The sequence below is a fragment of the Flavobacterium sp. W21_SRS_FM3 genome, from assembly GCF_052113625.1.
Lineage (GTDB): Bacteria > Bacteroidota > Bacteroidia > Flavobacteriales > Flavobacteriaceae > Flavobacterium.
Genome location: NZ_JBGQOD010000015.1, coordinates 1 through 14,056, shown reverse-complemented (window position 1 = coordinate 14,056; position 14,056 = coordinate 1). Strand labels below are relative to the sequence as shown.

At 34.6% G+C, this 14,056-nt stretch carries 15 protein-coding genes; 7 read left to right on the top strand and 8 right to left on the bottom strand.

The genetic code is table 11. The features are described 5' to 3' along the window. A partial coding sequence (locus tag ACEN2K_RS15115) for a twin-arginine translocase subunit TatC (protein WP_441760165.1) occupies nucleotides 1–405 on the bottom strand: 405 nt, incomplete at its 3' end. Next, nucleotides 405–1,370 carry a KpsF/GutQ family sugar-phosphate isomerase gene (locus ACEN2K_RS15110; protein ID WP_441760164.1) on the bottom strand — a complete coding sequence of 322 codons (966 nt, stop codon included), beginning with the start codon at nucleotides 1,368–1,370 and terminating at the stop codon, nucleotides 405–407. The genes ACEN2K_RS15115 and ACEN2K_RS15110, both read right to left, overlap by 1 nt. Before the next feature lie 85 nt (nucleotides 1,371–1,455). Between ACEN2K_RS15110 and recQ the strand changes: the two genes are divergently transcribed. Further along, a complete protein-coding gene (gene recQ, locus ACEN2K_RS15105) occupies nucleotides 1,456–3,651 on the top strand; it encodes a DNA helicase RecQ (RefSeq protein WP_441760163.1) in 2,196 nt (731 codons plus the stop codon). An 81-nt stretch (nucleotides 3,652–3,732) separates the two neighbouring features. Here the strand turns inward: recQ and ACEN2K_RS15100 are convergent, their stop codons facing one another. Further along, the gene (locus ACEN2K_RS15100; protein WP_441760162.1) at nucleotides 3,733–3,975 is read right to left on the bottom strand and encodes a hypothetical protein; all 243 of its coding nucleotides are present in this window, start codon (nucleotides 3,973–3,975) and stop codon (nucleotides 3,733–3,735) included. Between the two features lie 178 nt (nucleotides 3,976–4,153). Here ACEN2K_RS15100 and ACEN2K_RS15095 point away from each other — a divergent pair, with 178 nt between their 5' ends. Further along, the gene (locus ACEN2K_RS15095; RefSeq protein ID WP_441760161.1) at nucleotides 4,154–5,719 is read left to right on the top strand and encodes an NAD(P)/FAD-dependent oxidoreductase; all 1,566 of its coding nucleotides are present in this window, start codon (nucleotides 4,154–4,156) and stop codon (nucleotides 5,717–5,719) included. Nucleotides 5,720–5,791: 72 nt separating this feature from the next. Here the strand turns inward: ACEN2K_RS15095 and ACEN2K_RS15090 are convergent, their stop codons facing one another. The 5 genes from ACEN2K_RS15090 to ACEN2K_RS15070 all read right to left on the bottom strand — a co-directional run bounded on the left by ACEN2K_RS15090 (nucleotide 5,792) and on the right by ACEN2K_RS15070 (nucleotide 10,925). Further along, nucleotides 5,792–6,229 carry a response regulator gene (locus tag ACEN2K_RS15090; protein ID WP_441760160.1) on the bottom strand — a complete coding sequence of 146 codons (438 nt, stop codon included), beginning with the start codon at nucleotides 6,227–6,229 and terminating at the stop codon, nucleotides 5,792–5,794. A 13-nt stretch (nucleotides 6,230–6,242) separates the two neighbouring features. Beyond that, nucleotides 6,243–7,337 carry a sensor histidine kinase gene (locus ACEN2K_RS15085; RefSeq protein WP_441760159.1) on the bottom strand — a complete coding sequence of 365 codons (1,095 nt, stop codon included), beginning with the start codon at nucleotides 7,335–7,337 and terminating at the stop codon, nucleotides 6,243–6,245. Between the two features lie 405 nt (nucleotides 7,338–7,742). After that, nucleotides 7,743–8,699 (bottom strand): quinone oxidoreductase family protein, encoded by a 957-nt coding sequence (locus ACEN2K_RS15080; protein ID WP_441760158.1) that lies wholly within the window; start codon nucleotides 8,697–8,699, stop codon nucleotides 7,743–7,745. 93 nt (nucleotides 8,700–8,792) lie between these two features. Next, nucleotides 8,793–10,382, bottom strand: coding sequence for an alpha,alpha-trehalase TreF (gene treF, locus ACEN2K_RS15075; RefSeq protein ID WP_441760157.1), 1,590 nt, complete (start codon nucleotides 10,380–10,382; stop codon nucleotides 8,793–8,795). Between the two features lie 78 nt (nucleotides 10,383–10,460). Next, on the bottom strand, nucleotides 10,461–10,925 hold the full coding sequence (locus ACEN2K_RS15070) for a GNAT family N-acetyltransferase (protein WP_441760156.1): 465 nt from the start codon (nucleotides 10,923–10,925) through the stop codon (nucleotides 10,461–10,463). 160 nt (nucleotides 10,926–11,085) lie between these two features. Between ACEN2K_RS15070 and idi the strand changes: the two genes are divergently transcribed. The 5 genes from idi to ACEN2K_RS15045 all read left to right on the top strand — a co-directional run bounded on the left by idi (nucleotide 11,086) and on the right by ACEN2K_RS15045 (nucleotide 13,909). Further along, nucleotides 11,086–11,613, top strand: coding sequence for an isopentenyl-diphosphate Delta-isomerase (idi, locus tag ACEN2K_RS15065; protein ID WP_441760155.1), 528 nt, complete (start codon nucleotides 11,086–11,088; stop codon nucleotides 11,611–11,613). A gap of 94 nt (nucleotides 11,614–11,707) precedes the next feature. Beyond that, nucleotides 11,708–12,118, top strand: a complete 411-nt coding sequence (locus tag ACEN2K_RS15060; protein WP_441760154.1) for a 6-pyruvoyl trahydropterin synthase family protein — start codon at nucleotides 11,708–11,710, stop codon at nucleotides 12,116–12,118. Further along, a complete protein-coding gene (locus ACEN2K_RS15055; protein WP_441760153.1) occupies nucleotides 12,118–12,573 on the top strand; it encodes a peroxiredoxin in 456 nt (151 codons plus the stop codon). The genes ACEN2K_RS15060 and ACEN2K_RS15055 overlap by 1 nt, the downstream gene beginning before the upstream one ends. A gap of 45 nt (nucleotides 12,574–12,618) precedes the next feature. Next, nucleotides 12,619–13,587, top strand: a complete 969-nt coding sequence (locus ACEN2K_RS15050; RefSeq protein ID WP_441760152.1) for a type I phosphomannose isomerase catalytic subunit — start codon at nucleotides 12,619–12,621, stop codon at nucleotides 13,585–13,587. A gap of 55 nt (nucleotides 13,588–13,642) precedes the next feature. Then, nucleotides 13,643–13,909 (top strand): hypothetical protein, encoded by a 267-nt coding sequence (locus ACEN2K_RS15045; RefSeq protein ID WP_072944384.1) that lies wholly within the window; start codon nucleotides 13,643–13,645, stop codon nucleotides 13,907–13,909. Nucleotides 13,910–14,056 lie beyond the last annotated feature (147 nt).

The following is a 14,056-nucleotide window of genomic DNA, read 5'->3' as shown; positions in this document are numbered from 1 at the left end:
AAAAACCTTAGCATTCTTCTTTTCATTGGTATATAGTGCTGGGCTAATGAATTTCCAAACTTCCCATAAAATATAAGGGAAACTAAGTATAAATCCTGCTAGAATACAAATCCATATAAACACATTTACCTGACCTTCCATCTCTGTGTTTTGAATTATAAAAGGCATTTCGGTAATACATATGCTGTCCGCAAAACCTAGTGAATGCGATAATTCACAAAAATAAACATAGGTAAAAAATGTAGGTCTTGTAGGTCCAAAGATTATTGTGTCAAATAAATAATCACTTATAAAATAAGTAACAATAGCCATAATAATGATTGCTAATGTACTTCTTACTAATAACCATCTTAAGTCCTCAAGATGATCTAAAAACGACATTTCGTTTTGTTTTTTATTTGCCATTATACGATTCCCTCTTTTAATATATCATGTAAATGTAAAACTCCTTTGTACTCGTCGTGATCTACAACCACTAGTTGTGTTATTGAAAAATCTTCAAGTATGTTTAATGCGTCGACAACCATGTCATTTGACTGAATTAATTTTGGATTTTTAGTCATGATGTCTTGGGCTGTCAAGTCTGTAAAAGTATCTCTTTCATTAAGCATTCTACGAATATCACCATCAGTAATAATACCTATAACTTTATCGTTTTCTACAACTGCAGTAACTCCTAATCTTTTTTCTGAAATTTCAAAAATCACCTTTTTAATTGGAGCATCAGGTCCCACCATCGGTTTCAAAGTGTGTTCTAGCATGTCTTTTACTCTCAGTAATAATTTTTTACCTAAAGCGCCTCCAGGATGATACACTGCAAAATCTTCGGGTTTAAACTCTCTAATCTCCATCAGACAAACTGCTAGGGCATCACCCATAACCAGTTGTGCTGTGGTGCTACTAGTAGGAGCTAAATTAATGGGGCAAGCTTCTGCATCGACTGTCGTGTTTAATATAAAATCAGCACCTTTAGCTAAGAACGAAGTCATGTTTCCTGTGATAGCAATTAGTGTGTTACCAAAACGCTTTAACAAAGGAACAAGCACCTTGATTTCTGGACTGTTTCCGCTTTTAGAAATACAAATAATAACATCTTCATTTTGTATCATTCCTAAATCTCCGTGAATGGCTTCTGAGGCATGTAAAAACAGCGATGGAGTGCCTGTAGAGTTAAATGTAGCGACTATTTTTTGAGCAATTATGGCACTTTTTCCGATGCCTGTAACTACTAATCGGCCTTTAGAATTGTAGATTGCTTGTGTTGCATTTGAAAAATTTTCATCTAAATACTCGGTTAGCTTTGTAATGGACTCACTTTCAGATAAGATGGTTTTTTTGGCGATAGCCAATATATTTTCTTTTGATATCAAAACAGAATGTTTAAAATTTGTAAGTGTAAAAGAAATTAGTATCTTTATGTGATGCAAATTTATACAAAATACCATATAATAAAGAATGAATTCAAACGAAATTGATATCCATAAAGAATTAAAGAAATATTTTGGCTTTAGCCAATTTAAGGGGTTGCAAGAACAAGTGATAAAAAGTCTATTAAGTAAACAAAATACATTTGTTATAATGCCAACAGGTGGAGGAAAATCACTTTGCTACCAACTGCCCGCTTTAATACAAGAAGGAACGGCGATTGTTGTTTCTCCATTAATTGCTTTAATGAAAAACCAAGTCGATGCCATCAGAAGTTTGTCTTCAGAAAACGGTATTGCTCATGTTTTAAATTCTTCCCTAACTAAGACAGAAATTACTCAGGTTAAAAAAGATATCACATCTGGATTAACTAAGTTGCTCTATGTTGCTCCTGAATCGTTGACTAAAGAGGAAAATGTGGCTTTTTTAAAAAATGTCTCCATTTCTTTCGTTGCTATCGATGAAGCGCATTGTATTTCGGAGTGGGGTCATGACTTTAGGCCTGAATATCGGAATTTGAAACATATTATCAAGCAATTGGGAGATGTTCCTATTATTGGTTTAACCGCTACGGCTACACCAAAAGTGCAGGAAGATATTTTGAAAAATCTTGACATGTCTGACGCTAAAACTTTTAAAGCGTCATTTAATAGGCCTAATTTATATTATGAAGTTCGTACGAAAACTAAAAATATAGAATCAGATATCATCCGATTTATAAGGCAACACAAGGGTAAATCAGGTATTATTTATTGTCTTAGCCGTAAAAAAGTTGAGGCTATTGCCGAGGTTTTGCAAGTCAACGGAATAAGTGCGGTGCCTTACCACGCTGGTTTAGATGCTAAAACTAGAGCCAAACATCAAGATATGTTCCTGATGGAAGATGTAGATGTTGTTGTGGCGACTATTGCATTTGGGATGGGGATTGACAAGCCAGATGTGCGTTTTGTAATTCACCATGATATTCCTAAATCATTAGAAAGCTATTATCAGGAAACTGGTAGAGCTGGTCGAGATGGAGGAGAAGGTCATTGTCTTGCATATTATTCCTATAAAGATGTAGAAAAACTAGAAAAATTCATGTCGGGCAAGCCGGTAGCTGAGCAAGAGATTGGTTTTGCGTTACTGCAGGAAGTAGTTGCTTATGCAGAAACATCTATGTCTAGAAGAAAGTTTTTACTCCATTATTTTGGTGAAGAATTTGATAGTGAGACATGTGAAGGCGCTGATATGGATGACAATGTTAGAAACCCTAAAACAAAAATCGAAGCCAAGGACGAAGTAGTCAAATTGCTTGAAGTGGTTAGAGATACAAAGCATTTATACAAGTCTAAAGAAATTGTTTTTACTTTAATAGGTAGAGTAAACGCTGTAATAAAGGCACATAGGACAGATGTTCAGTCTTTCTTTGGATGTGGTATTGCGCACGATGAGAAATATTGGATGGCTTTGCTAAGACAGGTTTTGGTAGCTGGATATTTAACGAAAGATATTGAAACATACGGAATTGTAAAGATTAGCGATAAGGGTCTAGATTTTATTAAAAATCCAACATCCTTTATGATGTCTGAAGATCATGAATATAATGAAACTGTTGATGAGGCTATCGTGTCAGCATCTAAAGTTACTGCAGCAGTAGATGAGGTTTTGATGAATATGCTAAAAGATTTACGAAAAAAAGTAGCTAAAAAAGTGGGTGTGCCACCATTTGTAGTTTTTCAGGATCCCTCTCTTGAAGATATGGCATTAAAATATCCTATTTCCCTTAATGAACTAATCAATATTCATGGTGTTGGTGAAGGTAAAGCTAAGAAATACGGTACTGATTTTGTAGAATTAATCAATCGTTATGTAAAAGACAACGATATAATTCGTGCAGAAGATTTAGTTGTTAAATCCACGGGAACTAACTCAGCCTTAAAGCTGTATGTTATACAAAATATTGACAGAAAGTTATCTCTTGATGATATCGCTAAAGCAAAAGGCTTAACAATGGATTTGTTGATTAAGGAAATGGAACAAATTGTGTATTCTGGAACAAAACTGAATATCAAATATTGGGTTGATGATATGCTTGATGAAGATCAGCAAGAAGAAATATATGATTACTTTATGGAATCAGAATCAGATAAAATAGAAGGGGCCTTAAAAGAATTTGAAGGCGATTACGATATTGATGAACTGCGTTTAATGCGTATCAAATTTATTAGTGAAGTGGCTAATTAGTTGTAAATAATTAATAATTTCTTCATTTGAAATAGTCCTAATGTCTTAAAGTTGTTTTACAATTTTAAGATGTTAGGATTTTTAATTTTCTACATAAAGTTCTCCTCGATGCGGTTTTAAAGCATCGCGCACAGGAATCATGTGTTCATCAGTAACAACCATGTAAGCAATAGCATGCATTTCATTTCGTACTTCGATGCCTGTAATATTAAGCGACAATTTTTCAATGGCAATATATTCTTTTAAATGGATTTCATGATGTTCAGCTGTTTTTGCTGCAGCCGGTCCCCGAAAATCCCAAACAAGTTTTATTTTTCTCGACATTTTAAATGTTTTCAATAATTGTAAGTGCCAAAGTTACAAAGTCTCTTTCTAATTCTATCCATAAAATCTAATTTTGCAATCGTTTCCTTTTTGCGTAAGCAGAATTCATCACAAAATAGTACTTTTGTACCCTCTCTGTCTTGCTACAACTCAGAATAAAATATTATATCTAAAAAAAATGCCTCAAGAACTACTGTTACAAGTTACACCAGAAACGGCTGCAAACGAATTATTGCTCAAAGAGCATCTTGGTAAATTACTTAAAATTTTACCAAAGGTTATTCAGCATGTTGTTGTTTTAAAACGGTCTATCGATGCACGCCAAAAAGCAATTAAAATCAATTTAAAAGTGGCAGTTTATGTGCATGGCGAGCCTTTTCAAGAAGTAAAATTAGAGATTCCTGATTATCCTAATGTAGCAAATGAGCAAGAGGTTTTAGTGGTGGGAGCGGGTCCAGCAGGACTTTTTGCTGCTTTACAGTTGATTGAATTAGGTTTGAAACCGATAGTGGTGGAAAGAGGAAAGGATGTTAGAGGACGCCGACGTGATTTGAAAGCAATAAACGTTGATCATATTGTAAATGAGGATTCTAATTACTGTTTTGGAGAAGGTGGAGCAGGAACCTATTCCGATGGGAAGTTGTACACCCGTTCAAAAAAGCGTGGTGATGTTACTCGAATTTTAGAGTTGTTAGTTGCCTATGGTGCAACACCGGATATTTTGGTAGAAGCTCATCCCCATATTGGAACAAATAAATTACCCCAAATTATTCAAGATATTCGAGAGAAAATAATTGAATGTGGTGGTCAAGTGTTATTTGAAACAAGGGTTACAGATATTTTAGTAAAGAATAACGAGATAGAAGGTATCGTTACTCAAAACGGAGATAAAATTCTAGCCAATAAATTAATATTAGCAACGGGGCATTCTGCTCGTGATATTTTTGAGCTATTAGATCGAAAAAAAATAATTATTGAAGCAAAACCTTTTGCGCTAGGTGTACGTGCTGAACATCCTCAGTCTTTAATAGATAGTATTCAGTACAGCTGTGATTATCGTGGTGAACTATTACCGCCAGCGCCATATAGTATTGTAAAACAAGTAGGCGGTAGAGGAATGTATTCGTTCTGTATGTGTCCTGGAGGTGTAATTGCTCCTTGTGCAACAAGTCCTGGAGAAGTGGTAACTAATGGTTGGTCTCCATCAAAAAGGGATCAGGCAACAGCTAATTCTGGGATTGTTGTCGAATTAAAATTAGAAGATTTTAAACCGTTTGCAAAATTTGGAGCACTAGCGGGGATGGAGTTTCAAAAAAGCATTGAACAAAAAGCATGGCATTTAGCAGGAGAAACACAAAAAGTTCCAGCGCAAAGGATGATTGATTTTACGCAGTCAAAAGTTTCTACGGATATTCCTAAAACGTCCTATGTTCCTGGAACGACATCTGTAGAAATGGGACAAGTTTTTCCTGGTTTTTTAACTCAAATATTAAGGGAAGGTTTTACTGAATTTGGTAAATCCATGCGTGGTTACTTGACAAACGATGCCATTTTACACGCTCCTGAATCGAGAACGTCTTCTCCAGTGCGTATTCCTAGAGATGCTATAACCTATGAACATCTTCAAATTAAGGGGTTGTATCCTTGTGGTGAAGGCGCAGGATATGCAGGTGGAATTATATCGGCCGCAATTGATGGTGAAAAATGTGCTTTAATGATTGGTAAGAGTCTTAATAAAGTATAAGCCAACTGACATGTTTTACCAGAATCTTTATATAGTAGGTATATAGAATAAATAGAATGCTGGTACAGAAGATTAGTCTAAATTTAATTCGTTAAAATAGGTCTTCATTATGAGATCTACTTTGCTTAAATCAAGTGGTTTGCTTTGAAATCCAGCTATTTCTATCATGCTTTCTGCTTTTAACTTATCATCAGGATTAAAAGAAGTAGTAAGCATTACTAATATTACTTTACTTTTTTTATTACTATCTAGTTTACGATACGCATCAAGAAACTCCCAACCGTCCATTACAGGCATATTAATGTCCATTAAAATTAACATGGGTTTAGGGTAGTTTGTACCTTGTGATATATGCTTGCCCGTGCAACAAAGATATTCCAAAGCTTCTTTTCCATTATAAGCAACTTCTATATGATTTGCAATTCCTGATTTTTCAATGATTCGACGATTAATGAAATTTGTAGCTTCATCGTCGTCAACTAACAAAACACTATTTAATTTGGTAATCATATATTGAATATTTTTAATGAAAGTGAATGTTTTTTGGGATTGTAAAATTGAAATTACTGCCTTCTCCCAACTTAGAGTCTACCCATATTTTTCCTCCGTGTAAATCAATTATTTTTTCACAATGTGACAATCCAATCCCTGTCCCTTCGTATTCATTGCGGTTATGAAGTCGTTTGAAAATATTAAAAATTTTCCCTAAATTTTTTTCATCAATCCCAATGCCGTTATCTTTTATCGAAAAATGCCATTTGTCATTGATTTCTGTAGCGCTAATGTTAATTTCAGGTGTACTGCCTTCTTTTGTGAACTTTAAGGAATTACTAATTAAATTTTGTAAAATCAATCTTAATTCTGTTGCATAAGCATAGATTGTGGGCAGTTCGTTCACAACAATACGTGCGTTTTTGTCTTTGATAACCATTGCCATGTCTGATAGCACTTCTTGTAATACTTTGTTACAATTAATTAATGTCAGCTCCTTTTCTTTACCAATTCTGGAATAATCCATTAAACCTTTTACTAAGTCCTGCATTCGTGTAGAAGATTGATAAATAAAGTCGATATATTGGTTGAATTCGTCATCAATTTTACCAGTATATTCTTCTTTAATAAGGCCTGAAAAACTAATTAATGTTCGTAGCGGTTCTTGCAAATCGTGGGAGGCTAAATAGGTAAACTGTTCTAATTCTTTGTTTTGGAGTTGTAGTTTCTTATTTTGAGCAGCAATCTCAGATTCGGCTTTTTTCTTGTCTGAGACATCTCTAATTGCTGCTGAAAAAAGAGTTTTATCATCAAGTTTTATTGGACTCAGACTAATCTCTACAGCGAATTCACTGCCGTCTTTTCGACTTGCCCACAATTCCTTTTTTGCTCCCATTTCTCTTGCAGATGGATTTGATGCATAACCACTACGTTGTGCTAGGTGTTTGTCGTGAAACCGTGTAGGAATAACTAATTCTATTTTTTGATCAATAAGTTCCTCTTTACTGTAACCAAATAATTTTTCAACTTGATTGTTTACTAAAAGAATGGTACCTGTATGATCAGTTATAATAACTCCATCTGGTGCAGAGTCGAATACAGCTTTGTATGTAGTTGTTTTATCCATTTGCTTAAATTTAATTGCCCCTTAAACCTAAATACACACAATACCTAAATCTATGACTTAACTATAAATGGTAAGTCATGCTGAATTTAATTTTCTAAAAAGATGTAAAAAAAAGAGAATTACTAAAGTGTAAGTAATCCATGTGTTATCAAATATAAACAAAATGAATTAAAAATGAGATGTTTACGCTTGTAATGATTTGATATTCGTTATATTTATACTGTCCATCACCTTTTTGGTAGGTTATTTTTTGCAAAATAAATACAATTATAAGATAGGACCACTAATTTTGTTTAAGACGACTTTTACTATTCTATGACATTCTAAAAAATGATTTAGAAATAGAAGGCTCAAAACCGTGGATTATGGTCTGACAGCAGAAAGTTTATGTTAACGCCTATAATGTTAAGGAATCAGAATGATTTTCCCTGTACTTTGTCTACTCTCTAAGAAATCATGTGCTTTTTTTCCTTCTGAAAGTTTAAAAATGGTTGGTTCAGCAATTGTAATTTGGTTTCTACTAATCCAGTCAAACAGTTGATGCGCTCTTTTTATGCGTTCCTCTGTTGAGGTTAAGTAACTCCATAGATCACCACCAGTAAGGGTTTTTGAGGTGTCCATTAACATTCTCGGATTGATAAAGTCAGGATCTCCACCAGACATACCAAAGAAAACCACTTGTCCGCATTCTTTAGTAACTTCAAAGCTATCACTTAACGTACTTCCCACGCTGTCGTAAACGACATCAACACCATTAGGACAGAAATTTAGCACCTTGTTTTTCCAGTCTTCGGAATATAAAAACACTTTATCAGCTCCATTTTTTAGGGCCATTTCAGCTTTCGATCCAGAGGAAGTAAGTCCTACAACTGTTGCTCCTAGTAGTTTGCTTATCTGGGTTAGAAATTGCCCTACGCCACCAGCGGCAGCGTGAATTAAAACAGTTTCACCCTTTTGTGTATTATGGCTGTCTGTAGCTAAGTAATGTGCGGTTAGCCCTTGTAGCAGAATTGTAGCTGCTGTTTCAAAACTAATTGAATCAGGCAAGGGGATAACCTTAGAAAGCGGGACGGCTACTAATTCGGCGTTGGCCAATGGAACGTCGGCAAACGCGATTCGTGCGCCAATTTTAAATTCGCTGTTATTGGAGTCAACTACTACACCAGCTCCTTCGTAACCTGCGATAAATGGTGGGCTTCCTATTAAATGATAATTGCCTTTTCGTCTGTAAACATCAGCGAAGTTTAATCCTATGGCTTGCATTTTGACTAATATTTCGTCTTCTTTTAAAACTGGATTTGGGACTTCTATGTACTTAAGTTCATCTGAATCGCCAAATGTAGAAAAGGTAAGTGCTTTCATTATTTTTAATCATTTTAGAGTGTAAAGTACGTGAAATTAAAAAGCAAATGACTAGCAAGAGCTCTTAAGTTTTCCATAAAAAAAAAGGCATGTTTACTTTTGTTCTAAGTTTATTAACCAGTGATGCAAAGCAATATCAACGCCATTGGTCCATCCAAATCCATCCTGATTAGAGTAGTTTCCTCCACCGCCAGCTGTTTCTATATCAACTACATTGTATTTCTCCATCATTTTGTGTTCTGCCTGGTATTCCTTATCGTTAATAGCGAGCCATTTATTAGCAATGTCTTTGGCAAGCTCATTATGTCCATATCGAGACAGTCCTATTACGGTAAGATATTGTAGGGGTGCCCATCCATTTGGGGAATCCCATTGTTCGCCCGAATTATTCAAAGTCGTAACAACGCCTCCTTCTACAAGAAATTTTTCTTTGATCATTGTAGCAATAGCATCGGCTTGCTTTTGATTAGCGATACCAAAAAATAATGGATAGACTGTGGCTAGAGAAATGACTTGGTTATGCGCTTTTGTAATAAAATTATAATCATTAAATAATGTATTTTTACTGTCCCAGCCATAGTTAACCAAAGCTTCTTTTCTGGATAGCGCTAAATTGTTGTACTGAGTTGCTTTAGTATTATCTGAAATATGCTTGTACATGCTTGCGAGTTCTAGCTCACAATTGTACAGTAAGCTGTTCAGGCACACAGGAATTAAACTTTCGCAATGTACTGTAGTTTTGTTTTTTCCATCAGCAAACCAGCGACTACTAAAATCCCATCCAGATTCACAAGCTGCACGTAGGTTTCTGTAAAAATCGGGTCGCTTCTCATTACTTAAGGCTTGAGCCCACTTGTACTCTTTATCATAGGCTTCGGCTCTAGGCGTTTCTAGATTACCTGTATAGCGATTCAACACTTTTCCATCTAGCCATACTGATTTATTTGAAGCGATATTGTTTTGAGAAACCCTTTTATCGTCTTTAGTCCAGTATGCATATTCTTTTTCTAGGGCAGGTAAAAATTCCATTATCGAATCCATACCATGCTTTTCGGAATAGGCTTTCAGCATTTCTGCAAAAAACGGAGGTTGTGAACGCGATAAAAAATAAGTTCTATTACCATTAGGAATGTGTCCATATTCATTTACTAAAAAGGCGAAATTCCGAATCATTCCTAGTGCCAATTTGTCTTCGCCGCTCTCCAAAAGTCCGATAATAGTAAAGTAGCTGTCCCAGTAAAACATTTCTCTGAAGCGGCCTCCAGGCACTACAAAAGGTTGAGGTAGGCTAATAAGTGTGGTGTATTTGTCATTAGATTTTGATTCCCGTATAAGAGTGGGCCAGTGATTTTTTAAATGCACTATCATATCTTTATTAGTGTCGATTTTTTCACTTGTTACCGTTTTAGGAAGGCTAAAGTGCTTGGATACAAACTCTTTTAAAGAAAAGTGTTTTTCCTTTTTTTCAATTTCGTAGGCTGCTAGAATTGCTGCAGGATTACTTTTGGGCACGCAGTCTACAAAAGTTTTTGAATCTGGAAAAACGTGTTCAGTTTGTACTGCAATAAAAAGAGAGCCTAAATCCCGGTCGGGAAGATAAATTTGTTTTGTAGTTATTTGTGATTTGCAAGCAGTAAATGTTGAAAATAACGATATAATAAATAGAAAACGCAATGCAGTCATAAAGAGTTTTTTTAGTGTTTGCTTGGCTAATTATTTTTGCCTTTTTCAAATATAGAGAAAAATAATTTTGAATGATTCCTATTCTAATCCCAATCGCATATTGAGTAAGTGTTTTGCAAACCCAGCTTTCTCATACGCTTTGATAGCTGTTGTGTTCTCATGATAAACATCTAAGCGCATCTCGCTAATGTTTTGTGATTGACACCAGGTCTTTAGTGCATCTAAAATTTTGGCATTGACGCCTTTTCCTCTATGTGGTTTTGCGGTAAACATAAAACCCAGATAGGCATAATTTGCATGTTTTAAATAGGCTTTAGCTTCATCTATTCGTGCGTATCCAGAGCCTACAATCTCACAATCGATAGTGGCAACTACGACCAAAATTGAAGGAATGTTTAACATTTTTTCAATATCATAATAACTTATTTTTCCTTCTTTTAAGGTGGGATCAAACGGCCTTTCGGCTTGGATTATTCCTTGTTCAAACTCTAGTAAGTAAGGAAGATCTTCTAATGTTGCTTTTCGAATATTTATTTGATTCATGTTGTTTTGACTTAGATATCAAATTTACAAAAGTATAATCGAAAGCGTCTGTCTAGTATGTCTTCCTTTTTAAATTATTTGTTTTTACAATTCGAAACAGAACGTTAAAGGATTCCTTTTTTGTTTATCTTTTCGTATTTTTGTGAGGCTAAAAATAAACATGATAGAAGAAAACGTAATATTAGTAAACGATAACGACGAACAAATTGGGCTTATGCCTAAATTAGAGGCACATGAAAAAGCGGTTTTGCATCGTGCCTTTTCTGTGTTTGTTTTGAATAGTAAAAATGAAATGATGTTACAGCAACGTGCACATCATAAATATCATTCTCCATTACTATGGACAAATACTTGTTGTAGTCATCAAAGAGAGGGTGAGTCAAATATAGAGGCGGGGAGTAGAAGGTTGTATGAAGAAATGGGTTTTAAAACTGATTTAAAAGAACTTTTTCACTTTATTTATAAAGCCCCTTTTGATAATGGCTTGACAGAACATGAGCTTGATCACGTGATGATAGGGTATTATAATGAGAACCCTGCAATTAATCCTGATGAGGTTGAAGATTGGAAATGGATGAGTATTGAAGGTGTTCAAGCAGACATACAGTTGCATCCGGAACTTTATACTGTTTGGTTTAAAATAATATTTGATGAGTTCTATCATTATTTAGAAGACCATAAATTATAACGAAGAAAACGCTTGCTCTAAGATGCCAGTATGTTTTAAAAATTACAAACTATTCTATTTTAAAACCACTCTGGGATAAATTGAAAACAAAACTATGAAAGTAACAATAAGTAGGAAAGCCCATTTTAATGCTGCACACCGACTGTATCGCAAAGATTGGAGTGTTGAAAAAAACGATGCTGTTTTCGGTAAATGCAATAACCCTAATTTTCACGGACATAATTATGATTTAACAGTAAGTGTGACGGGAGCAATTGATCAAGAAACGGGTTTTGTTATGGATGTTAAAATTCTTGCTGATATCATTAAGGAAGAAGTAGAAGATCAATTTGACCATAAAAATCTGAACGTAGATGTCGCTGAATTTGAAAATTTAAATCCAACAGCCGAAAATATTGTAGTTGTCATTTGGAATAAAATCAGAAAGAGAATTAGGGACGAATTTGAATTAGAAGTTGTCTTGTATGAAACAGCTCGTAATTTTGTAACCTATAGAGGAGAGTAATGAAATTAAAGCTAGGGGATAGGATTCCGGATTTCACGGCAGCAATGACAAGTGGTGCGCTTTTTCATAGTCAGAATGTCGTAGGTAAGAAGCCAGTTGTTATTTATTTTTACCCAAAAAATAACACATCAATTTGTACTGCACAAGCTTGTAGTTTTAGAGATCAATATCAAGATTTTAAAGATCTAGGTGCAGAAGTTATTGGAGTGAGTAGTGATAACTTACAGTCCCATCAAGATTTTTCCAATGAATATCGTTTGCCCTTTATTTTGTTATCAGATGAAAAGCAAGAACTAAAAAAGCTTTTTGGTGTGCCTAATGCGCTTTTTGGTCTGCTTCCAGGTAGGGTTACTTATGTGGCTGATGAAGATGGGAAGATTGTTATGATCTTTAATAGTTTGCTAGGTGCTAAGCATATTACTAAAGCTCTGGAAGTATTAAAAAAAAGAAAATAAATTCTAAGAAAAGGACGTATTTACCTCCTTGTAAAAAATATAAAAATGAGTAAGAATATTTATCCTTTGCAATTTGATCCCATATTAAAAGAAAGAATTTGGGGCGGAGAGAAGTTAAAAACAGTTTTGAATAAACCTATCGATTCTAGTATTACTGGTGAAAGCTGGGAATTGTCTACAGTAGAAGGAGATGTTAGTGTTATTGCTAATGGATCATTAAAAGGGAAATCGTTAGTTGAAGTTATTAATGAAATGCCAAATCAATTGTTAGGAACAGCTGTTCATGAACGTTTTGGCACACAATTTCCCCTATTATTTAAATATTTAGATGCTCGTGAAGACTTATCGATTCAAGTTCATCCAAATGATGAGCTGGCTAAAAAACGCCATAATTCTTTTGGTAAAACAGAAATGTGGTATATCATGCAAGCAGATCCTGAATCCAGAATTATTGTGGGATTCAAAGAAGATTCTGATGCGGATGAATATGTAGAAAAATTAAAAAATAATGATCTACTCAGTATTCTTGATGATGTGAAAGTAAAAGAAGGCGATGTGTTTTTTTTAGAAACAGGTACTGTTCACGCTATTGGTGCTGGACTGGTTGTGGCCGAAATTCAACAAACTTCAGATATTACTTATCGTATTTATGATTTTGATAGAGTTGATGCACAAGGGAACAAGAGAGAACTTCATGTAGATTTAGCTTTGGAAGCTATAAACTATAATAAAGTGGAAACTCGTAAAGAATATTTAAAGGAAGAAAATGAGTCCAACACTATTGTGAATTGCCCTTATTTCACAACAAACTTTATTCCTTTAACGGAGGCGACAACAATTACTAAGACTGGAAATAGCTTTACAGTATATATGTGTATTGACGGAGCATTTGAAATTGAGTATGATATGGATATTTATCAATATAAAAAAGGTGATACTATATTGGTTCCAGCAGCTATGGATTATTATGTTATAAGTGGAAAAGCTTCTGTTTTAGAAATTTACATTTCATAGTTAGGAATAGAAAGATTATATGTACTTTTGCAAACGCAAATTAAAATTAAAAAAAATGGCAAACGTTAAGAATTTAAAAAAAGACATCAACTACGTATTAGGAGATATTATTGAGGCAGTTTACTTGTTTGAGATTTCTACAACAGGAAAACCAACAACAGAAACTAATGATTTAATTGATGAAGCTATCGCTGCTTTTGATGTTTTAATCGCAAAAGTGAATGCTAAAAATGTTGAAAACAAAAAAGCACACTTCAAACAAATCAATGTTGAATTGGAACAAACTGCAAATCAATTGATTGCTAAAATCAACGAATTGTAGTCGAAAAAAACGATAAAAAAGTACAGATTTATTTTGGAAAAGCCGAATTCATCTGTATATTTGCACCCGTAATGAGACGCCAGCGTAGCTCAGTTGGCTAGAGCAGCTGATTTGTAATCAGCAGGTCGTGGGTTCGAGTCCCTCCGC